We start from the raw sequence: 19,475 nt of genomic DNA on the forward strand, positions 1-19,475 counted from the left end.
GGTCTCAGCCTTTCTTCCTTTTCTTCGGCTTTTCAGCCTTGGCCTTTTCGGCCGCCTTGGAGGCGGTGGGCTTCTTCGCCGCAAGCTTGGCCAACTGCCTGGTGTAGTCCTTATGCAGGGCGCCGGCACCCCAGCCTTTGCCTTTGTTCTGCTTCGACAGTGCCTCCATGATGGCGACCAGATTGTCGTCGCGGATCTTTTCGAGATCGCGGATCGACAGACCGTGCGCCTGGTCGTCCGACTGGGTCGCGATCAGCTCGACCAGCTCGTCGTTGAACTCCGGCACGTCCATCAGCTTGGTCCACGGCCATTTCAGGCACGGGCCGAACTGCGCCATGAAGTGGCGCATGCCGGCCTCGCCGCCGGCGACGCGATAGACCTGGAACATGCCCATCTGCGCCCAGCGCAGGCCGAAGCCGTAGCGCATGATGTCGTCGAGCTCCTCGACCGTGCAGATGCCGTCCTTGACCAGCCACAGCGCCTCGCGCCAGGCCGCTTCGAGCAGCCGGTCGCCGACGAACGCTTCGATCTCCTTGCGGATCACCACCGGCTTCATGCCGATCGAGGCATACATCTCCTTGGCGACTTCGATCGCCTCGGGAAAGGTCTGTTCGCCGCCGACGATTTCGACCAGCGGCAGCAGATAGACGGGGTTGAACGGATGGCCGACGACCAGCCGCTCCGGGTGCTTCTTCATCGCCACCTGCATGTCGGTCGGCTTGATGCCGGAGGTGGAGGATCCGACAATGGCGTTGGCCGGCGCATAAAGGTCGATCTCGGCCAGCACGCGGTGCTTCAGGTCGAGCCGCTCCGGCACGCTTTCCTGGATGAAGTCGGCGTCTGCCACCGCCTCGGCGATCGTCTTGGCGAAGGTAAGCTTGCCCTCCTTCGGCAGGCCGCCGGGCAGCATCTGCTTGTAGGCGCGTCGCGCTCCCTTCATCACCTCGCCGACCTTGCGTGACGCCTCGGGGTCGGGATCGAAGATCGACGCGTCGATGCCGTTGAGCAGCAGCCGCGCCACCCAGCCGGCGCCGATGACGCCGCCGCCGATGGCGGCCGCCTTGTTGATGATGCTCATGCGGAGGCTCCGGTTCTTGTCCTGGCTGTTGCGGGGTCGGTGAGGGCGACGCGCTCGCCGGCACGGATCACGGACGCGTCATAGGCCTTGCGCGCGAACACTTCGAGCAGGAAGGGCCGGAAGAAATCGATCGGCAATGTCTCGTAATCCGGGTCGAAGCTCGACTGATCCCAGCGTTCGCAAAACTCATCGCAATCGTCGAAGTAGATGTGCCCGGCGAAACGGTCGCGGGCGTGCGGATTGCCGCCGAGGTGGTGGGCGTAATAGAGGCGCTGGAAATCGCCGTGCTTTTCCACCACCCAGGTGCATTGCTCGCGCACAAAAGGCTTCAGGATCGACGCCGCATACTCGTCGTGACTATAGGGCGCGTAGATGTCGCCGATATCGTGCAGCAAGGCGCAGGCAATCCAGTCGGCGTCGGCGCCGTCGCGCCAGGCCCGTGTTGCCGCTTGCAGTGAATGGCCGAGCCGGGTGATCTTGTAGCCCGAGAGGCCCGCATCAAGCTGGACGAGCGCGTCGAGCAGCCGCTCGCCGGTCTTTGCCGCATAGTCGATCTCGTGCTCGGTGAGGAAGGCATAGTCCTCGCGGTCGCCGTCCTTCATGGCGGTGAATTTCACGGTCTTCATCGGCGGCTCCTCCCAACCGGCTACCGGCTTTTCAAAGCGGTGCGCGCTTCGTCAGGTTCAGCTTCTTGCGGACTTCGTTCGGGCCGATGACCCTGGCGCCCATATTCGACACGATGCTGACCGCCCGCTCGACCAACTGCGCATTGGTCGCCAGCACACCCTTGTCGAGCCAGAGATTATCCTCCAGTCCGACGCGGACATTGCCGCCGGCCAGCACCGCGGCCGCGACATAGGCCATCTGGTTGCGGCCAATGGCAAAGGCCGACCAGTTCCAGGTCGACGGTACATTGTTGACCATGGCCATGAAGGTGTTGAGGTCGTCCGGCGCGCCCCACGGCACGCCCATGCACAATTGCACCAGCGCGTCCGGCTTCAGCACTTCTTCCTCGACCAATTGCTTGGCGAACCACAGATGCCCGGTGTCGAAGGCCTCGATCTCCGGCTTGACGCCGAGCGCCGTCATCATGCCGCCCATGGCACGCAGCATGCCGGGCGTATTGGTCATGACATAATCGGCCTCGGCGAAATTCATGGTGCCGCAATCGAGCGTGCAGATTTCCGGCAGGCACTGGCGCACATGTTCCATGCGGTTGCTCGCGCCGCCCATGTCCGTGCCTTTTTCGTTCAGCGGCAGCGGCTTCTCCGGCGGGCCGAATACCATGTCACCCCCCATGCCGGCGGTCAGGTTCAGCACCACGTCGACGTCTGCCGCGCGGATGCGCTCGGTTACTTCGCGATAGAGATGCACGTCGCGCCTAGGCTTGCCGGTCTCGGGATCGCGCACATGGCAGTGCACGATTGCGGCACCTGCCTTTGCCGCCTCGATGGCCGAATCGGCGATCTCTCTGGGCGAGCGCGGCACACGCGGGCTGCGATCCTGCGAACTGCCCGACCCGGTCACGGCACAGGTAATGAAAACCTCACGGTTCATCGCTAACGGCATCGGAGTCTCTCCCAATAGAACGTAGGGCAAGAATGCCTGACTTGCCGGAAACTGTTTTGCGTTTTACGAAGATCGTGTGACCAAAAACGAAAAACCGACGATCTTTCGGGCCGAGCGTTTGCCGCTCAAGGTAACGCTGCTGGTATTCTCCGGCTCGTCGATCATGTGCGTCGCCTCGGCCGTCGATCCGTTGCGCGCCGCCAACCGCATTGCCGGTGAGACGCTGTTCGATTTCAGGCTGGTCTCGGTGACAGGCGAGGCGCCGGTCACCACATGCGGCCTGCCGGTGGCGGTCAGCGGCCGCTTCGATGCGGCTGACACAACCGATATGCTGGTCGTTGTCGCCGGCTTCGGCACGCAGAACCATGCCACATCGGCCCTGCTGTCCGGACTGCGCCGGGCGGCGCGCGCGGCACGCGCCTGCGGCGGCGTCGAGGCCGGCACCTGGCTGGTTGCCCGCGCCGGTCTGCTGGAGGGGCGCAGCGCCACCACCCACTGGGAGGACATGGAGGATTTCTCGTCGGCCTTTCCCGGCGTCGACGTGCGCCCCGACCGCTACGTCATCGATGGCCCGGTGTTCACCACCGGCGGCGCCTCGCCGACCTTCGACCTGATGCTGCATCTGATCCGCACGCGGCTCGGCATGGCCGTGGCGCTCGATGTCGCGAGCGTCTTCATCTACGACCAGGCGCGCGCCGCGACGGACGCGCAACCGCTGGTCTCGCTCGGCCGTCTTGACGGCTACGATCCCAGGCTGGCGCAAGCCATCCGGCTGATGGAAGCGCATGTCGACCAGCCGCTGACTATCGCGGCCGTGGCAAAGCGCGCCGGGGTGACGGCACGGACGCTGGAAAGCATCTTTCGCAAGTCGATCGGCGAAACGCCCGGCGCTTATTACCTCAGGCTGCGCCTCGGCGCCGCGCGCCGGCTGGTGGTCGACACGCGCATCGCCATGGCGGACATTGCCGGGCGAACGGGGTTTTCGTCCGCCGCGGCATTTTCCAGAGCGTTTTCAAGAGCGTTCGGCGAAGCGCCGGTCAGGCTGCGTCGGGGATAATGCATGTCGCCCAAAAGCCTGGCCACGGGCTTGACCCGAGCGTGCGTAGCGGTTTTGGGATAACGACATCCATAGGCAAAGGTAGATCAGGCAGCGTCCTGGCGGTCGCTGCTGCCGTCGATCTGCGAGCGCATCTGTCTCGCAAGATGGGTCTCGAAGCGGCTGGCGACCGCGCGATCCCATTCGTTTGCACTCAGCGCACCTTGTTTCGGGTGCGGCAGCGCCATCAGCCGGTCGATGATCGATCCAGCCTCGCCAGATGAGAGCAGGGCGTCGATTTCGCGTTCGTGCTGCATATCGTTTCGCCTCCTTCTTTCTGAATCCCGCCACGAACCACACTATAGGAGGTTCGTGACGGCTGTTTGAAGGCAAGAGCGAGGCGATTGATGGGCGATGCCGGGCAAAGTTTTGTCCGCCGCCGCCCATCTTGGGCACGATCGTTCCGGCAGGTCACGCAGTGCTTCAGCCAAGCCGCATCGACAGTTCAACATCCTCGCCGAACGGCGTGGACATGTAGCCACTCCCGGTCGAGCGCACCCGCTCGAGGTATTCGGGGCAAAGATCTGCGTTGTCGGCAACGACGAAGGCGCCCGGTCTGAGGCGGCTTTCAACCAGACTCAAGATCTCGGGATAGAGCGCTTTGGCGCCGTCGAGCAGAAGCAGGTCGACGCTTTCGGGAAGATCGACGCTTAATGTTTGCAGCGCGTCTCCTTCGCGGGTTTCCACCATGTCAATGAGACCGCCTGCTGTCAGATTACTCCTCGCGCGCGCGACCTTGGATGGCTCGAACTCGCTGGTGATCAGGCGGCCACCGCCATTGTCCCGCAAGGCTGCGGCAAGGTGCAGGGTCGAGATGCCGAACGAGGTTCCAAATTCGACGATCGTCCGTGCGCCGCTGCCTCGTGCCAGCATGTAGAGCAGCGTGCCGGTCTCTCGCGAAACGGGAAGCCAGAGATCCCTTAGCCGCCCATAGAAATCGAGGTATTCGGTCTTGCTTCGAACCAGCCGCATCCGCTCCTCGGCGGAGAGTTCCGCCACTGCAGGGCTTGTTGCCGCAGCGGCTTCCTCGAACAGGCGGTCCAGCAGGGGCGCGAGCGGCGTTGTCGTCAGTGTGGTCATATCGGTCTCCAGTCGGAATTGAATGCGTTCTTGTGCGACATTCAAAATACGACTAATCATTCGCATTCACTAATCGCATTGGCGCGGCTCTCAATGAGCGACAACCGAAGTCCGCGGATTTCCTCGCGAAAACAGCCGAAGCAGGCCCGCTCGGCGGAGCTCGTCGCTGCGATTTTGCAGGCTGCTGTTCAGGTTTTGGCGAGGGAAGGCGCGCAGCGCTTCACCACGGCGCGCGTGGCCGAGAAGGCCGGCGTCAGCGTCGGATCGCTGTATCAGTATTTTCCGAACAAGGCGGCGATCCTGTTCCGGCTCCAGAGCGACGAATGGCGGCAGACGACCAGTTTGCTGCGCGATATCCTCGAGGATATCAGGAAACCGCCGCTTGACCGGCTGCGCGACCTGGTCCACGCCTTCCTCCGCTCGGAGTGTGAGGAGGCTGCGGTGCGTGTGGCGCTCGACGACGCCGCCCCGCTTTACCGCGACGCGCCCGAGGCGCAGGCGGCGAGGGCGTCCGGAGACCGCACCATCCAGCTCTTCATGCAGGAGGCGTTGCCGAGCGCCGCGCAAGCGACTCGCGAATTGGCCGGCGACCTGGTCATGACGACGCTCAGCACGGTGGGGAAGCAGTTCTCGGAGACGCCTCGAACGCCCAAGGAGATTGAAGTCTACGCCAAGGCCATGGCCGACATGTTTTGCGCCTACCTGAGAGGCCTCGATCACGGCTAAGGCGCGCCAGACCCGGTCAGCGAACAGGCCACGCGAGTTTCACACGGGGCAAAACCTTCGTCGGTTCAGCCCCGCGGAAAGCCGTCGTTAGCCGGCGGCCGCTGAACAATGCGGCCGTGAAAACGGTACGCCTCAGACGTACCGGTTGACGATGTTTTCGAGCAATTCCTGGCGGCCGGATCTGGGCTGCGGCTCGATCTTCTCTTTGACGACGCGCTCGGCGATTTCCTCCAGCGTGCGCTTGCCGGCAAGCATCGCCTTGGCCTCGGCCGAATCCCAGCCGGCATAGCGCTCGGCGAGCGGGGCGGACAGCGCCTTGTCCTCGACCATGCGCACTGCCGCCTTGAGGCCGCGAGCGCAGCAGTCCATGCCGCCGATATGGCCGATCAGCAGATCCTGCGGGTCGAGCGACTGGCGCCTGAGCTTGGCGTCGAAATTGGTGCCGCCGGTCTTGAAGCCGCCGGCCTGCAGCACCTGGTAGTAGGCCAGAGCCATCTCCGGCACATTGTTGGGGAACTGGTCGGTGTCCCAGCCCGACTGGTAGTCGTTGCGGTTCATGTCGATCGAACCGAAAATGCCGAGCGCATTGGCCAGCGCCAGTTCATGCTCGAACGAATGGCCGGCCAGGATGGCGTGGCCCTGCTCGATGTTGAGCTTGACCTCATTCTCCAGTCCGAAACGCTTGAGGAAGCCATAGACGGTGGCGACGTCGTAATCATACTGGTGCTTGGTCGGCTCCTGAGGCTTCGGCTCGATCAGGATGGTGCCTTCGAAGCCGATCCTGTGCTTGTAATCGACGACCAGGTTGAGGAAACGGCCGGCCTGTTCCTGCTCGCGGGCAAGGTCGGTGTTGAGCAGCGTCTCATAGCCCTCGCGGCCGCCCCACAGCACGTAGTTCTCGCCGTTCAGCCGCTTGGTGACGTCAATGCAGTGTTTCACCGTCGCCGCCGAATAGGCAAAGACGTCCGGATCGGGATTGGTGGCGGCGCCCGACATGAAGCGGCGGTTGGAGAACAGGTTGGCCGTGCCCCACAGCAGCTTGACGCCGGTCTGCTTCATCTTTCCCGAGAAATAATCGGCGATCTCGTCGAGCCGCGCCGCACTTTCGGAAAAGTCCCCGCCCTCCGGCCGCACGTCGGCATCGTGGAAGCAGAAATAAGGCGCACCCAGCAGCGAAAACATCTCGAAGGCGACGTCGGCCTTGAGCTTGGCCAGCTCCATGGTGTCGGCACCGCCGGTCTTCGGAAACCATGGCCGGTCGAACGTCTGACCGCCGAACGGATCGCCGCCCGGCCAGGCGAAGGAATGCCAATAGGCGACGGCAAAGCGCAGATGGTCTTCCAGCCGCTTGCCGGCGACGATCTCGTTGGGATTGTAGAACCGGTAGGCCAGCGGATTGGTCGAATCCGGTCCCTCATATTTGATCTGTTGGATGTCGCCGAAAAAACCGCTGCTCATGTTCTTTTCCTCTCGCATGGTCCGGCCTGATTACCTCAGGCGTAATTGGTTTCGCGCTGACGCTGGTCGAAAAGGCTCATGTCAAAGCCACCCAACGAAGGAGACAGACCATGACCGACCTCAACACCATTGCCGAAAACTACATCGCCGCCTGGAACGAGAGCGACGCCGCGCGCAGAAAAGCCTTGCTCGAGGCAACCTTCACCGAGGACGTCGGCTATCGTGATCCGATCATGCAGGGCGACGGCCATGGCGGCATCGCGGCGCTGATCGACGGCGTGCAGCAGCGCTTTGCCGGCTTCAGGTTCTCGCTGAAAGGCAAGCCGGACGGCTTCGCCGATACCATCCGCTTCTCGTGGAACCTCGGGCCGGACGGCACCGAATCCGTCATCGAAGGCACCGATATCGGCGTCATCGAAAATGGCCGGCTGAAAAGCGTCACCGGCTTTCTCGACAAGGTGCCGGCACAGTGAGGCCTTCTCGGCAGGCCACGGTGAGGGCGGGAAACCGCTCACGCCGTGGCGCTCCTGATCGCCGGGTAAAGCTGGCGGTAGCGCTGATAGGCATCTGCATAGGCACCGCCGAGGGCGGCGACCGGCTCGACCGTGGCGTCCGTCGCCGGCGCCGTGCACACGGCGCGCGGATCGGCGCCTGTCGCCGCGATCAGGCCAAGCCGGGCCGCTCCGAAGGCGGCGCCGAAATCGCCGTCGGCTGGAATATCGATGGGCAGGCCAAGCGCTGTGGCGATGGCCTTCAGCCAGTAGCGCGAACGCGAGCCGCCGCCGATCGCCGTCACCCGGGTCAGCGTCGTGCCGGCTTTGGCCAGGGCTTCGAGGCTGTCGCGGAAAGCGAAGGCGACGCCTTCGAGCACGGCCTGAGTCAGCGCCGCGCGGCCGGATTCGTGGGCAAGCCCGGTAAAGGCGCCCCGAATGACGGAATCATTGTGAGGCGTCCGCTCGCCTGACAGGTACGGCAGGAAGGAGACGCCGCTCGGCGCCTTCAGCGCTTCGCCGAGTTCGGCGGTCAACTCGCCGGCGCTTTTTCCAGCGATCCCCGACAGCCAGTTGAGCGAATCGGTTGCCGACAGGATGACGCCCATCTGGTGCCAGGTGCCGGGCAGTGCGTGGCAGAAGGTATGCACGGCGCTTTCCGGATTGGGCAGATAGGACGCGTTGGCGGCAAAAAGCACGCCCGACGTGCCGAGCGAGACGAACGCCTGGCCGGCGCCGACCGTGCCCATGCCGCAGGCCGAAGCCGCATTGTCGCCGGCACCGCCGGCGATCGGGATGCCCGCCTGCATGCCCCATTTCGCGGCCAGTTCGGCGCGCAAGGCACCGGCCTTGGCCGTGCCTTCGACCAACGACGGCATCTGCCTTTCGTCGAGCGACGTGACAGCGAGCAGTTCGGCGGACCAGGCTCGTTTGCCGACATCGAGCCACGACGTGCCAGCCGAATCCGACATTTCCGAAATGTGCTCGCCGGCGAGCCAGAGCCGCAAAAAGTCCTTCGGTAGCAGGACCTTTGCCACCTTGGCGAAAACATCCGGTTCGTTGTTCCTGACCCAGGCCAGCTTTGGCGCGGTGAAACCGGGAAAGACGATGTTGCCGGTCAGCTTGCGAAAGGGCGGGTCGGCGTCGAGTGCGGCCGCCTCGGCGTGGCTGCGCGTGTCGTTCCACAGGATGCAAGGGCGCAGCACCTGGTCGGCGGCATCGAGCAGGGTGGCGCCATGCATATGGCCGGAAAGGCCGATGCCTTTGACCGCCGCGAGTTCCTTCGCATGTATGGACCGCAGCTCGCCGACCGCCGCTTCGCAGGCGCGCATCCAGTCGGCCGGGTTCTGCTCGGACCAGCCGGGATGCGGGCGCGACACGTCGAGCGGCGCATGGCCGGAACCGACGATGCTCTGCCTTGCATCGATCAGCAGCGCCTTGACGCCCGAGGTGCCGAGATCGAGGCCGAGATACATGTTTCCTCCCATGTCCGTCATGCCTGGCGGCGACGGTCTTTCTTGCTTCCCCGCCCAGTCCTGTGACACGGGCGGCGAAGATATCCCGGCAATCGTGCCGCCGGAAACGCACCCCGGTCAACACGCGAAGATTTTTTCGACGCTCGAAAAAATCTGATCGGGGCAGTTTTTAAGGCAAGATGTGGCCTTGGTCAATTCGCCGCGAGAGCGGTTGCACGCCGTGAAAACAGTGCCGACAACGGGCTGTCCGGCCGTGCCAGCGCGCGTTCCGCCGCAAGCGCCCTCGCCAGCGCGCCATCACCGGAACGCAATGCCGCTTCGATCAGCGTCAGGTCGATGACGTCGCGTTGGGCGTGGCTGCCGCCGAAGCGATGGGCGATTGCCCGGATCGGCCGGATCAGGCGTATCGTCCCGGCATAATTGCCCTCGCCGAATGCCTTGATGGCGAGCGTCAGGGGATGGCCGACATCCCTGGTGAAAGCAGCGTTGTCGTCCTTGCCGCGCATCGCCTCGCGCTGCGCCTCGAGCAAGTTGCGGGCGGGCGCTTCGAGGCCGGCACCGACAAACGCCATCATCGCGTGGGCGTCGTTGAAGGCATAATGGCCGGCGTTGGCCTTGGGCAACCAGTTGGCGGCGAGTGCCGTCCAGCGCTCGCCGACGTCGACGCCGCCGAGATGCAGCCGCCACAGGATCGCCGAGGCATCGACCATGTTGAGCGCCAGCGTCGAGCGCTCGCCATAGATCGGCCCGTCGTAGAGCGCCAGCACCTCGTCGGTCTCGCCGAGATCATAATGGAACAGCGCCAGATGCCACCAATTATGCACCTGCAGGAAGCTTTCCCGCGTCCACGCTTCGGGATTGGCGCGCATCCACAGAATGCCGTCCTTCTGCCGGCTCTGCATCTCCATGACATGGGCCACCGCATGCTGGGCCCAGCCGTCGCGCGGCTCGAGATCCACCGCCGTGCGGCCAAGTTTTTCGGCGCGCGCGTAGTCGCCCATTTCCTCCAGGCCAAAGGCCTGCATCCCGAGTATGGCGAGATAGCCCGGCATGCCGCTCTGCCAGGACGGCAGCGCGCGGCCGATGCGGTCGCGCAGCATGCGCGCATTGCCGGTGAAGAAGTCGATCTGGTGGCCGGTCTGCAGCGCCAGCGCATCGAGCGGAAACTCGATGGCGATATCCTCCAGCACGCGGGCGGCTTCGTGCCAGCGTCCCTCTGCAAGGTGGCCAAGGGCGGCGACATGCGCCTGCTCGCGCGTCGTCGCGGCAAGTGGCAGCGCTGCCTCGTGACATGCCTTGGCCACCGCCGTCGCTTCGCGCTCTGTGGCAAGGCCAAAGAGATAACCCTTGAACACATGCGCCATGACGAAGCCGGGATCTTCGGCGATTGCCCGGTCAACGGAACCGACCGGATCGCCGATGAAGCACTGCAATTCGCGAACAGCCCGGCTGTAGGACGAGAGCCCGGCCTCCGTCGCGCCAGACAGCGTCAGGCCGAATGCATCGCTCACCGCCATGGTCTGTCCTCAGTTGCCCGAGCGCATCGCCACTGTCGCGATCCCCGCGCTGACCAGCAGCGTGCCGCCGGTGCGGTTGAAGATGCGGATCGCCTTTGGGTTGCGCACCACGTTGCGCGCCCTTGCCGCGATCAGCGCATAACCGAAGGCATTGGCGAAGGCGAGCGCCAGGAAGGTCGTCTCGAAGATCAGCATCTGTGTCCAGAAATCCGCATGCCGGTCGAGGAACTGCGGCAGGAAGGCGACGAAAAAGGTGATGCTTTTCGGATTGAGCGCGGTAACCAGCCAGGCGTGCGCCGTCATTTTCGCCGATGACACCGCATCGGTGCGCGGTTCGGCCCGGAGCGCGCCGCCGGCGCGAAACAGCTTGATGCCGAGATAGATCAGATAGCCGGCGCCGATCACCTTCAGCACGGTAAACACGGTGGCCGACGCCGCCAGCAGCGCGCCGATGCCCAGCATCGACAATGTCATCGCGGTGAAGTCGCCGAGCGCCACGCCGACAGCCATCGGCAGCGCGGTGCGCCAGCCCTGGCCGAGCGCATAGGAAACCACCAGCAGGATGGTCGGGCCCGGAATGACCAGAAGGACTGCCGAGGCGGCGGCAAAGGCGGCCCAGTTTTCGAAGGACATTTTCTTCTCCTTGAGCTCAAAGAAGATGATAAATCCTTGGCCTCGCGCAGATGTAAAGAGGCAAGAATCGAAAAAGCCCCTCGTTAACGCCGGGCTGCCGGCCTTCACGCTTTTTCAACCATGATTGGCGAAAATGCGTGCTATCCGGCCGGACCGTGTTTCCCGCCGACAGCGTAGGGTTGGGTAAATGCGTGAGTTGCCGCAAGGTCTGTCGCTGCCGCACGATGGTGACGCAATCGAAACCGAAATACAGCTTTCCCGCCGCACGGCGCTGTCCGGCGCCGGCGCGCTGGCACTGCTCGGCATCGCCGGCTGCAGCCAGACGCTGGATCTGCCGTCGCTCCAGCTCGACGACGTCACCACCGGCTCGATCCGGCCCATCCGTCCGAGTATCAGCGTCGACAAGAACATCACCAGCCCCGACGTGATGTACGCTTCGCTCACCGACGGTGGCTTCAATGTGCCGGAAGTGCCCTATCTCAAGGTCAAGCCGGAGTTCCGCCGCCAGATCGTCGTCGATCCGACCGGCGAGCAACCCGGCACCATCGTCGTTCACTCGCAGGAACGGCTGCTCTATCTGGTGCAGCCCGGCGGCGATGCGATCCGTTACGGCGTCGGCATCGGCAAGGACGGGTTCCGCTGGTCCGGCCGCGCCAACATCCAGTACGGCAAGGAATGGCCGGTCTGGACCCCGCCGCCCGAGATGATCGCCCGCAGGCCGGAACTGGTGAAATGGCAAAGCGGACAGCCGGGCGGCCTCGACAATCCGCTCGGCGCGCGTGCCCTCTACATCTATCAGAACGGCAGCGACACCGGCTATCGCATCCACGGCTCGCCCGAATGGTGGAGCATCGGCCAGGCGATGTCGTCGGGCTGCGTGCGCCTGATCAACCAGGACATCATCGATCTCTACAGCCGCGTCTCCAAGAAGAATCCGGTCGTCGTCGTCTGACCGGAGGCCAAGGCTCGAGCGATTACTTTGCCGGCTAGCGCTGCACACCCATGTACTACAATTTTGTGCGAATTCATGCGACGCTTCGCCTTGCCCAGCCATGTCCGCTCGCGTGACTGACAAGTTTTGGGAGATCGCGACATCGTTGCGCTGATCGAGGCGAGCGAAGCGGAGAAGCCGACCATGCGTGGTCCCTTGCAAGAAGCAAGAAAGCAATTGATGCCGCTTGTCAGGATAGCCGAACTGGAAATCGATCCTAAGCAGATCGGCAGCTACAGGGCCCTGCTTGCAGAAGAGATTGAGGCTTCTGTACGCGTCGAGCCGGGCGTGCTTTTCCTTCATGCGGTGGCAGTAAAGGCACGCCTGAAAAGGTGCGCGTGATCGAATGCTACGCCGATCAGGCGGCCTATGAGGCCCACCTGACCACGCCGCACTTTCTCAAATACAAGGCGCAGACGGCGAGTATGGTCAGGTCACTTCGGCTCGTCGAAACGGATCCTATCGCGCTGCAGGCGAAGAGTGGCTCGATTTCAAACTGACCCACTGCCTCTGCCGTTGCGCGATGCCGCAAGACAGGCGAATGTGCCTGCGATTTTCACCGCCCGGGAGACGTGAACAATGGCCGGAACTTTTGTCATCGCGCAAGGCGGCGGCCCGACCGCCGTCATCAACCAGACCGTGGTGGGTGCTGCGCTCGAAATCCGCAAGCGGCATCCCGGAGCCAAGGTCCTTGGTTCCATCCACGGCGTGCGCGGAATTCGTGACGGCAATTACGTCGATCTTTCCGCCATCCCCGAGGACCGCCTGCGGCTGATCGCGGCGACACCGAGCGCCGCGCTTGGTTCGACGCGCGACAAGCCGGATGCCGCCTATTGCGACCTCATCCTCAACGGCTTGAAGAAAGCCGGCGCCGATGCCTTCATCTATATCGGCGGCAACGACACCTCGGGCACGCAGCAGATCCTCACCGACGCCGCCGGCGGCAAGATCGCCTTCGTCCACGCGCCGAAAACCATCGACAACGATCTCGAGGAGAACGATCACACGCCCGGCTTCATGTCGGCGGCCGAGTTCGTCGCTGGAGCATTCCTTTCGGTCGATCTCGATTTCCGCGCTCTGCCGGGCATCTATGTCGGCATCGTCATGGGGCGGCATGCCGGTTTCCTGACGGCCGCGTCCGCGGCCTGGCAGCTCGATCAGGACAGCGGCCCGCATCTTGTCTATGTGCCGGAGCGGCCGTTCTCCGCGGCGGGCTTCATCGACGACGTTCGTGCAACGCTCGACCGCCACAAGCGCTGCATCGTTGCCGTCTCCGAAGGCGTCAGCACCGCCGACGGCAAGGCGCTGGTCGAAAGCCTGGTGCCGCCGGAAAGGCTGGAGCGCGACCAGCACGGCAACGTCAAGCTGTCGGGCAGCGACCTGCCGGCAGCCTTGGAGCGCGCGCTCGCCGAAGGATTGCCGGGCAAGCGGGCGCGCGTCGATGCGCTCGGCTATATGCCGCGCGGCTATGTTGGTGCCATCAGCGCGGTGGACGCGCAGGAGGCCTTCGATGCCGGTGCCTTCGCGGTCACGGTGGCCGACGAGGGGGGCGGTTCGGTGGCGCTGCAATATGACGGCAAGAAAACCGTGCTGAAGAAGGTGCCGCTGAAGAACGTCGCCGGCAAGACGCGCCATATGCCGGATGATTTCATGCTGCCGGATGTCAACCGGCTGTCCGATGCGGGGATGGCCTATCTGAAGCGGCTGGTCCCGCAAAAGTACAAGGTCGGCAAGCCGTTCGTCTGATGCCGGCCTTGATCTGATGGACAGCTGGTTCAGCAAAACCATCGTCAAACCAATACGACGATGCTGACCGAGCCCTTCGTGCACGAATTCGTGCGCGCCAACATCTGGCATCTGCGCGGCCGCGATGTCGACCTGCTGGTCGACACCGGCATGGGGATCTGCCCGCTGGCGCCGCAGATCGACACGCCGTCCGGCAAGCCGCTGCTCGTCGTCGCCACGCATATCCATCTCGATCATGTCGGCTCGCTGCACGAGTTTCCGCTGCGGGCAGGGCCGCGCCACAGCGCCGCGCAGTTCGACAGCATGGATGAAGCGGTGACCTACGCCTACATGTTCCATGATCTGGAAGGCGCCGTCTCCAGGCTGCCGGCAAAGGGCTGGAAGGCGGCCGATTACAGGATTCAGCCGGCGCCTCTGGCCCGGACCCTGGACGAGGGCGACAGGATCGACCTCGGCGACCGCCAATTCCGCGTCCTGCATCTGCCCGGCCACTCTCCGGATTCGATCGCGCTGTTCGACGAGGCTGACGGCCTGTTCTTCGCCGGCGACGCCATCTACGACGCCATGCTGATCGACGACCTGCCGGATTCGGATCGTGCCGCCTATCGCCGCACGATGCAGCGCCTGCTCGAGCTGCCGATCCGGATCGGCCATGGCGGCCATGGACCGAGCTTCGATGGCAGGCGGATGCGCGAGATCGCCACCACCTATCTCAGCCGGACGGACCGGAAAGGCGAATAGGAGGCCTCGGCTGAGGCGGCGCAAATCTGAAGCGATTTGTCTTGGGCAGCTATTTTGTTCTTGCTTTGTGCCGGCAGCTATGCTACTAATATCAGTATGGTGCTGATTCGCCCCAACCGACCCGCCCCTCCCGAGGCGGGTTTTGTATTTTCGGGTTTCGGCGGCAACGCCGCGAGGCGGTTGCCGGCTGGAAATTAAATCTTCGTAATATTATCTGGAAACCATAATCGGCGCCCTAGATGCGGGGCTGTCGATCCGGTCGGCTGCCGTGACAGGCGAGACAGGCAAGGCCGACGACCGACGCGCCGATGAATTGTTCCGGTGACGGAACGTCGCGGCGCAAGACCAATCTCTCGCCCGGACAACGGCCATGTCACCAATCCAGACCCTTCGCAGACATCGCGTCGCCGCTCTGCTGGGCGCCGCGCTGATCGTCAGCCCCTTCGCCCTGTCCTTCGCTCCCAGGCTGAATGATGTCCTGGCGGCAACAGTGACCCCACCTGTCACCGGCATGACGGCGCCCCGCGGCTCGTTCGCTCCGGTCGTGGCGGCCGACAAACCGGCAGTGGTGACGATCACCACCCTCATGAAATCGGCGCAGTCGGACACCACGAGCGAGGCCTCCCCATTCGGTGGCAACGAGTTCGGTGGCAACTCGCCTTTCGACGACTATTTCCGCCGTTTCTTCGGTGACCAGGGACTGCCCGCCCCCAAGACACCGCCGGAACAGGCGCCGCGCACCGAGGCCCTCGGCTCAGGCTTCATCGTCGGTGCCGACGGCATGATCGTCACCAACAATCACGTCGTCGACGGCGCCCAGTCGGTCAAGGTGATGCTCGACGACGGCACCGAGCTTCCCGCCAAATTGATCGGCCATGACACGAAGAACGACCTTGCCGTGCTCAAGGTCAACGCCGGCAAGCCCTTGCCGACCGTCAAATGGGGCGATTCGGACAAGCTCATGCCGGGCGACCAGGTGCTCGCCTTCGGCAATCCTTTCGGCCTTGGCACCACGGTCACCGCCGGCATTGTCTCGGCGCGCGGCCGCGATCTGCACAGCGGCCCGTTTGACGACTTCATCCAGATCGACGCACCGATCAACCGGGGCAATTCCGGCGGCCCGCTGACGGATGTGTACGGCGATGTCGTCGGCATCAACACCGCGATCTTTTCGCCGAATGGCGGCAGCGTCGGCGTCGGCTTCGCCATCCCCTCGGACCAGGCGCAAAAGGTCGTCGCCAAGCTGATGAAGGGCGGCTCCATCCAGTACGGCTATCTCGGCGTCCAGATCCAGCCGGTGACGCCTGATGTGGCGAGCGCCATCGGCCTCGATCACCCTACCGGCGTGCTGGTCGCGCAGGTCAGCGACGGATCGCCGGCCGCCAAGGCCGGCATCGAGACCGGCGATGTCATTACCAGCTTCGCCGGCCAGGACATAAAGGATCCGAGGGATCTGTCGCGCGCCGTCGCTGACGTTGCGCCTGGCACGAGGGAAGCCCTCAATGTCTGGCGCAAGGGAAAAGCCTGCAGATCTCCGTCGAGATCGGGCGCAACGAAGACGACACGGCGACGGGATCGGTGACCGGCGATTCAGGTCAGCCGTCGACGGGGCAGGGCCTTCGCGCACCGGCGCTCGGTCTCGGCCTGATGGACGTCACTCCTGATGTGCGCCAGGCAATGAACCTGCCAGAAAACCAGCACGGCGCACTGGTCGAGCGCGTCGACCCGAACAAGGCGGCGTCGGCTTCCGGCATCCAGCCCGGCGACATCATCGTCGGCGTCGACCAGACTCCGGTGAGGAGCGCCAGACAGGCTAACCAGGCGATTGTGCAGGCTGCCAAATCCGGCAAGAAATCGGTGCTGCTGCTTGTCGAGCGCGGCGACGCCCAGATGTTCGTCGCCGTCCCCTTCGCCAGTGGCTGAAGCGGGCGCCGCGCTGCCATGATCGATGTAGAGCATTGCCGCCAGGCCGGAGCCAAGATTTCGGTTGCCCGGGCTCGCGTCTTCGAGAAAACTGACAAAGGTCGGTTGGACCTTGCGCAAACGGATATTCTCGATGGTTACCCGAGGCTTCTCTTCCGGACGAAAGCCGCCGACGGATACGGATGCACGTATCCCGCCGGGGCAATATCTCGAGCAAGGTTTCCCGGTCCTGTCGGCCGGCCCGACGCCGCATGTCCGCACCGAGGATTGGTCGTTCACGCTTAAGCACGGGCCGCGGCCGATCAAGAAGTGGAACTGGGCCGAGTTCAACGCGCTGCCCTTGACCAAGATGACGCGCGACATCCATTGCGTCACCGCATGGACCAAGTTCGACACGGCGTGGCAGGGCGTGCTCGTCGACGACATCCTTGCCGACGCCGGCATCGAGCCGCCCACCGCCTTCACGCTGGCGCTGGGTTTCGACGGCTATTCCACCAACGTGCCGACGAAGGATCTCACCGGCGGCAAGGCGATGGTGGCGCTGCTTTATGAAGGCAAGCCGATCACGTCTGACCATGGCGGCCCGGCCCGGCTGCTCGTTCCGCATCTCTATTTCTGGAAATCGGCCAAATGGCTGAACGGGCTGCAGTTCACCGAGCGTGACGAGCCGGGTTTCTGGGAGTTGCGAGGCTATCATATCTATGGCGATCCGTGGCGCGAGCAGCGCTACACGAACGATCCATGAGCGACGCACCGGCGGCGCAGTCGCCCTGGCAGACGGTCACCATCACCCGCATCCAAAAGCGTACGCCGCGCGTCACCAGCTTTTTCCTGCAGCCGTCGCGGCCCTTCGCTTACCGGGCCGGACAGCATGTCGATGTCAGATTGACGGCGCCGGACGGCTATCAGGCGCGCCGCTCCTACTCCATCGCCTCGGCGCCGGAGACCGGCGAGACCATCGAGCTGGCGATTGAAAAACTCGAGGACGGCGAGGTCTCGCCGTTCTTTCACGAGATCGCGGCGGTGGGCGACGAGGTCGAATTGCGCGGGCCGCTCGGCGGCCATTTCGTCTGGTCCGACGGCGATGGCGGACCGCTCCTGCTCGTCGGCGGTGGGTCGGGCGTGGTGCCGCTGATGTCGATGCTCCGTCACCGGGCGATGCGGGGATCGCTGGTCGCCGCCGCCTTGGTGTTTTCGGCGCGGGTCTGGGACGAGGTGATCTTTCGCGACGAGCTGATCGACCTCGCCGAGCGCCGGGATGGCTTCGACCTGGTGCTGACGCTGACGCGCGAGCCGGCCCGCCGATCGTCGGATTATGCGCGGCGGGTCGACGCCGCGATGATGGTGCAAGCCATGACCAGGCTGCCGGCGCCGCCGAAGCTCGCCTTTGTCTGCGGCTCGAACGCGTTCGTGACGGCCGCCGCCGAGGCGCTGATCGATGCCGGCGTTCCCGCGGCTCTCATCCGCACCGAACGCTACGGGGTCTGACCTGGTTCTTGCGCGGTTGCTGCCTTCGCCGGCCGGCATAAGCGGGCCGAAAACCGGCAGAACGGTGAGGCCGCGTTTGGCCGAAATGGTTAACGATTCGACAAAGAACCTCGGCCGCGACTTTTATCGGTTTAAAAAATCGAACCGAACGGTTCGTTTCTGTTGACAATGCGTGCAGGACGCTGTGAACACTGCCTCCCCAAGTCACCTTGCAGCCAGACCGATACTATGGGCTATCTACTTGATATTTAGTAATAAAATTGTGGCGGAGGGAATCTCTGGCACAATTTCAAGGTGTAGATTCTTGGTCCACACCAAAAAACTTCGTGATTGGAAACTGGCCATTGGCTTTCCCACATCGGGGCTGTCCGAACGACGCGAATTCCTCCCAAGGCACGCCGCTGGACGGACGGAAAAACTGAGATACTGGAGTACTAAAATGAAAAAGATCGCTCTTGCCGCCGTCGCCGTTTTGGCCATCACCGGCAGCGCCTTCGCTGGCAGCGACAACTTTGGTTCCAAGGGTGCGAACCAGCCTGCCGCTTCGGTCGACAGCTCGTATACGGCTTCCATTCAGAAGCCGGCTCATGCTGACCAGCAGCCTGTCCAGGGCGCCGACCGTAACCTCTTCGGCAACAACTAACAGCCGATCCCAGCATCAGGGCGGCGGGCATATCCGCCGTCCGGGATCTGAAAAATTCAGGAGTATTAAGATGAAAAAGATCGTTCTTGCTGCCGCCGCCGTTTTGGCCATCACCGGCAGCGCCTTCGCCGGCAGCGACAACTTTGGTTCCAACGGAGCCAACCCGCCTGCTGTCTCGGTCGACAGCTCCTACACGGCTTCCGTCAAGACGTCGGACCAGGCTGAAAAGCAGCCGGTTGTCCAGGGCGCCGACCGTAACCTCTTCGGCAACAGCTAACAGCCGATCCCACCATCAAGGCGGCGGCATGCCCGCCGCTTGATTTCGAAAATCCAGGAGTACCCAAATGAAAAAGATTGTTCTTACTGCCGCCGCTCTCTTGATTGCCGCCGGCAGTGCCTATGCCCGCAACGACAATGTTGGCGGGACCGACATCAACAAGCAGACGACCGTCAACGTCGACAAGACGCAGACGTATTCGGTGCGGGACAGCAACTCGCCGATCTACAAGCTGCTGAATTCGTCTGGCGATGTGCCCAAGTCCGCGCCCCAGGGCGCCGATCGCAACCTCTTCGGCAACAACTAGAGCAATTCCAGGAAAAGTGTGAAACGGTTTTCCCGGGAAAAGCGTGTAGCGCTTTCCCTTGGGAATTGCGTCAAAACAAAGAGATAGAGCGGTTCGGCGTTCCGTGAAACGATAACCGCTCTAACGGCCGAACTGGAATTCCAGACAAGAGCGGCGGGCCAAAGCCCCCCCGAGTTTGTATATCAATGCGGGAGAAAACCCGCATAAATCCACCCTATCGTCATCCTAATGGTGGC

The 19,475-nt window shown here is 63.6% G+C and carries 19 protein-coding genes and 3 pseudogenes; 13 read left to right on the forward strand and 9 right to left on the reverse strand.

Going from position 1 to position 19,475, the window contains the following annotated elements; translation table 11 throughout:
• Nucleotides 1-4 precede the first annotated feature (4 nt).
• From NKJ20_RS29210 to bcoG, 3 genes are read right to left on the reverse strand one after another with little or no spacing between them, the layout of a single operon-like run.
• Nucleotides 5-1,078 carry a 3-hydroxyacyl-CoA dehydrogenase NAD-binding domain-containing protein gene (locus tag NKJ20_RS29210; RefSeq protein WP_352451617.1) on the reverse strand — a complete coding sequence of 358 codons (1,074 nt, stop codon included), beginning with the start codon at nucleotides 1,076-1,078 and terminating at the stop codon, nucleotides 5-7.
• Nucleotides 1,075-1,704 (reverse strand): HD domain-containing protein, encoded by a 630-nt coding sequence (locus NKJ20_RS29215; RefSeq protein WP_352748841.1) that lies wholly within the window; start codon nucleotides 1,702-1,704, stop codon nucleotides 1,075-1,077. The genes NKJ20_RS29210 and NKJ20_RS29215 overlap by 4 nt, the downstream gene beginning before the upstream one ends.
• Nucleotides 1,705-1,735: 31 nt before the next feature.
• The gene (gene bcoG / locus NKJ20_RS29220) at nucleotides 1,736-2,647 is read right to left on the reverse strand and encodes a 3-dehydrocarnitine:acetyl-CoA trimethylamine transferase BcoG (protein ID WP_352748844.1); all 912 of its coding nucleotides are present in this window, start codon (nucleotides 2,645-2,647) and stop codon (nucleotides 1,736-1,738) included.
• 76 nt (nucleotides 2,648-2,723) lie between these two features.
• Between bcoG and NKJ20_RS29225 the strand changes: the two genes are divergently transcribed.
• Complete coding sequence (locus tag NKJ20_RS29225; protein ID WP_352748846.1) at nucleotides 2,724-3,704, forward strand: GlxA family transcriptional regulator; 981 nt, start codon at nucleotides 2,724-2,726, stop codon at nucleotides 3,702-3,704.
• Nucleotides 3,705-3,790: 86 nt separating this feature from the next.
• Here NKJ20_RS29225 and NKJ20_RS29230 read toward each other — a convergent pair whose 3' ends face one another.
• Both NKJ20_RS29230 and NKJ20_RS29235 read right to left on the reverse strand, forming a co-directional pair.
• Nucleotides 3,791-4,000 (reverse strand): hypothetical protein, encoded by a 210-nt coding sequence (locus NKJ20_RS29230; protein WP_023680243.1) that lies wholly within the window; start codon nucleotides 3,998-4,000, stop codon nucleotides 3,791-3,793.
• A gap of 166 nt (nucleotides 4,001-4,166) precedes the next feature.
• Nucleotides 4,167-4,823 carry an O-methyltransferase gene (locus NKJ20_RS29235; RefSeq protein ID WP_352748847.1) on the reverse strand — a complete coding sequence of 219 codons (657 nt, stop codon included), beginning with the start codon at nucleotides 4,821-4,823 and terminating at the stop codon, nucleotides 4,167-4,169.
• 93 nt (nucleotides 4,824-4,916) lie between these two features.
• Between NKJ20_RS29235 and NKJ20_RS29240 the strand changes: the two genes are divergently transcribed.
• Nucleotides 4,917-5,549, forward strand: a complete 633-nt coding sequence (locus NKJ20_RS29240; RefSeq protein WP_352748848.1) for a TetR/AcrR family transcriptional regulator — start codon at nucleotides 4,917-4,919, stop codon at nucleotides 5,547-5,549.
• Nucleotides 5,550-5,681: 132 nt separating this feature from the next.
• Here the strand turns inward: NKJ20_RS29240 and xylA are convergent, their stop codons facing one another.
• On the reverse strand, nucleotides 5,682-7,007 hold the full coding sequence (gene xylA, locus NKJ20_RS29245) for a xylose isomerase (RefSeq protein WP_352748850.1): 1,326 nt from the start codon (nucleotides 7,005-7,007) through the stop codon (nucleotides 5,682-5,684).
• 110 nt (nucleotides 7,008-7,117) lie between these two features.
• On the opposite strand from xylA, the gene NKJ20_RS29250 reads away from it, so the two are divergent.
• Nucleotides 7,118-7,480: a nuclear transport factor 2 family protein gene (locus NKJ20_RS29250; protein ID WP_352748852.1), complete on the forward strand. Its 363-nt coding sequence runs from the start codon at nucleotides 7,118-7,120 to the stop codon at nucleotides 7,478-7,480.
• A gap of 38 nt (nucleotides 7,481-7,518) precedes the next feature.
• Here NKJ20_RS29250 and xylB read toward each other — a convergent pair whose 3' ends face one another.
• The 3 genes from xylB to NKJ20_RS29265 form a co-directional block, all read right to left on the reverse strand.
• Entirely contained in the window at nucleotides 7,519-8,973 is a 1,455-nt protein-coding gene (gene xylB / locus NKJ20_RS29255; protein ID WP_352748862.1) for a xylulokinase, read from the reverse strand.
• A gap of 191 nt (nucleotides 8,974-9,164) precedes the next feature.
• Entirely contained in the window at nucleotides 9,165-10,490 is a 1,326-nt protein-coding gene (locus NKJ20_RS29260; protein WP_352748855.1) for a tetratricopeptide repeat protein, read from the reverse strand.
• Between the two features lie 9 nt (nucleotides 10,491-10,499).
• On the reverse strand, nucleotides 10,500-11,123 hold the full coding sequence (locus tag NKJ20_RS29265) for a LysE family translocator (protein ID WP_352454772.1): 624 nt from the start codon (nucleotides 11,121-11,123) through the stop codon (nucleotides 10,500-10,502).
• A 187-nt stretch (nucleotides 11,124-11,310) separates the two neighbouring features.
• Between NKJ20_RS29265 and NKJ20_RS29270 the strand changes: the two genes are divergently transcribed.
• The 10 genes and pseudogenes from NKJ20_RS29270 to NKJ20_RS29315 all read left to right on the forward strand — a co-directional run bounded on the left by NKJ20_RS29270 (nucleotide 11,311) and on the right by NKJ20_RS29315 (nucleotide 19,239).
• Nucleotides 11,311-12,075 carry a L,D-transpeptidase gene (locus NKJ20_RS29270; protein ID WP_352454771.1) on the forward strand — a complete coding sequence of 255 codons (765 nt, stop codon included), beginning with the start codon at nucleotides 11,311-11,313 and terminating at the stop codon, nucleotides 12,073-12,075.
• Between the two features lie 219 nt (nucleotides 12,076-12,294).
• Nucleotides 12,295-12,614: pseudogene (locus NKJ20_RS29275) on the forward strand (putative quinol monooxygenase).
• Nucleotides 12,615-12,693: 79 nt separating this feature from the next.
• Nucleotides 12,694-13,860, forward strand: coding sequence for a diphosphate--fructose-6-phosphate 1-phosphotransferase (locus tag NKJ20_RS29280; protein WP_352451606.1), 1,167 nt, complete (start codon nucleotides 12,694-12,696; stop codon nucleotides 13,858-13,860).
• A gap of 16 nt (nucleotides 13,861-13,876) precedes the next feature.
• Nucleotides 13,877-14,601 (forward strand): annotated as a pseudogene (locus tag NKJ20_RS29285) (MBL fold metallo-hydrolase).
• Between the two features lie 370 nt (nucleotides 14,602-14,971).
• Nucleotides 14,972-16,524 (forward strand): annotated as a pseudogene (locus NKJ20_RS29290) (DegQ family serine endoprotease).
• 133 nt (nucleotides 16,525-16,657) lie between these two features.
• A complete protein-coding gene (locus NKJ20_RS29295; RefSeq protein ID WP_352451603.1) occupies nucleotides 16,658-17,269 on the forward strand; it encodes a molybdopterin-dependent oxidoreductase in 612 nt (203 codons plus the stop codon).
• Complete coding sequence (locus tag NKJ20_RS29300) at nucleotides 17,266-18,012, forward strand: FAD-binding oxidoreductase (protein ID WP_352451602.1); 747 nt, start codon at nucleotides 17,266-17,268, stop codon at nucleotides 18,010-18,012. The genes NKJ20_RS29295 and NKJ20_RS29300 overlap by 4 nt, the downstream gene beginning before the upstream one ends.
• A 439-nt stretch (nucleotides 18,013-18,451) precedes the next feature.
• Nucleotides 18,452-18,655 carry a DUF680 domain-containing protein gene (locus NKJ20_RS29305; protein WP_292664977.1) on the forward strand — a complete coding sequence of 68 codons (204 nt, stop codon included), beginning with the start codon at nucleotides 18,452-18,454 and terminating at the stop codon, nucleotides 18,653-18,655.
• A 70-nt stretch (nucleotides 18,656-18,725) separates the two neighbouring features.
• Entirely contained in the window at nucleotides 18,726-18,932 is a 207-nt protein-coding gene (locus tag NKJ20_RS29310; protein WP_352682163.1) for a DUF680 domain-containing protein, read from the forward strand.
• A gap of 67 nt (nucleotides 18,933-18,999) precedes the next feature.
• Complete coding sequence (locus NKJ20_RS29315; RefSeq protein ID WP_352451600.1) at nucleotides 19,000-19,239, forward strand: DUF680 domain-containing protein; 240 nt, start codon at nucleotides 19,000-19,002, stop codon at nucleotides 19,237-19,239.
• The last annotated feature ends 236 nt before the right edge of the window (nucleotides 19,240-19,475 follow it).

The sequence above is a fragment of the Mesorhizobium sp. M0185 genome (assembly GCF_040322175.1).
Lineage (GTDB): Bacteria > Pseudomonadota > Alphaproteobacteria > Rhizobiales > Rhizobiaceae > Mesorhizobium.

What these genes read in the sequence shown, in the direction of transcription:
- NKJ20_RS29210 (WP_352451617.1), bottom strand. Translation starts at nt 1,078, where the DNA reads ATGAGCATCATCAACAAGGCGGCCGCCATCGGCGGCGGCGTCATCGGC.
- NKJ20_RS29215 (WP_352748841.1), bottom strand. Translation starts at nt 1,704, where the DNA reads ATGAAGACCGTGAAATTCACCGCCATGAAGGACGGCGACCGCGAGGAC.
- bcoG (WP_352748844.1), bottom strand. Translation starts at nt 2,647, where the DNA reads ATGCCGTTAGCGATGAACCGTGAGGTTTTCATTACCTGTGCCGTGACC.
- NKJ20_RS29230 (WP_023680243.1), bottom strand. Translation starts at nt 4,000, where the DNA reads ATGCAGCACGAACGCGAAATCGACGCCCTGCTCTCATCTGGCGAGGCT.
- NKJ20_RS29235 (WP_352748847.1), bottom strand. Translation starts at nt 4,823, where the DNA reads ATGACCACACTGACGACAACGCCGCTCGCGCCCCTGCTGGACCGCCTG.
- NKJ20_RS29240 (WP_352748848.1), top strand. Translation starts at nt 4,917, where the DNA reads ATGAGCGACAACCGAAGTCCGCGGATTTCCTCGCGAAAACAGCCGAAG.
- xylA (WP_352748850.1), bottom strand. Translation starts at nt 7,007, where the DNA reads ATGAGCAGCGGTTTTTTCGGCGACATCCAACAGATCAAATATGAGGGA.
- NKJ20_RS29250 (WP_352748852.1), top strand. Translation starts at nt 7,118, where the DNA reads ATGACCGACCTCAACACCATTGCCGAAAACTACATCGCCGCCTGGAAC.
- xylB (WP_352748862.1), bottom strand. Translation starts at nt 8,973, where the DNA reads ATGTATCTCGGCCTCGATCTCGGCACCTCGGGCGTCAAGGCGCTGCTG.
- NKJ20_RS29260 (WP_352748855.1), bottom strand. Translation starts at nt 10,490, where the DNA reads ATGGCGGTGAGCGATGCATTCGGCCTGACGCTGTCTGGCGCGACGGAG.
- NKJ20_RS29265 (WP_352454772.1), bottom strand. Translation starts at nt 11,123, where the DNA reads ATGTCCTTCGAAAACTGGGCCGCCTTTGCCGCCGCCTCGGCAGTCCTT.
- NKJ20_RS29270 (WP_352454771.1), top strand. Translation starts at nt 11,311, where the DNA reads ATGCGTGAGTTGCCGCAAGGTCTGTCGCTGCCGCACGATGGTGACGCA.
- NKJ20_RS29280 (WP_352451606.1), top strand. Translation starts at nt 12,694, where the DNA reads ATGGCCGGAACTTTTGTCATCGCGCAAGGCGGCGGCCCGACCGCCGTC.
- NKJ20_RS29295 (WP_352451603.1), top strand. Translation starts at nt 16,658, where the DNA reads ATGGTTACCCGAGGCTTCTCTTCCGGACGAAAGCCGCCGACGGATACG.
- NKJ20_RS29300 (WP_352451602.1), top strand. Translation starts at nt 17,266, where the DNA reads ATGAGCGACGCACCGGCGGCGCAGTCGCCCTGGCAGACGGTCACCATC.
- NKJ20_RS29305 (WP_292664977.1), top strand. Translation starts at nt 18,452, where the DNA reads ATGAAAAAGATCGCTCTTGCCGCCGTCGCCGTTTTGGCCATCACCGGC.
- NKJ20_RS29310 (WP_352682163.1), top strand. Translation starts at nt 18,726, where the DNA reads ATGAAAAAGATCGTTCTTGCTGCCGCCGCCGTTTTGGCCATCACCGGC.
- NKJ20_RS29315 (WP_352451600.1), top strand. Translation starts at nt 19,000, where the DNA reads ATGAAAAAGATTGTTCTTACTGCCGCCGCTCTCTTGATTGCCGCCGGC.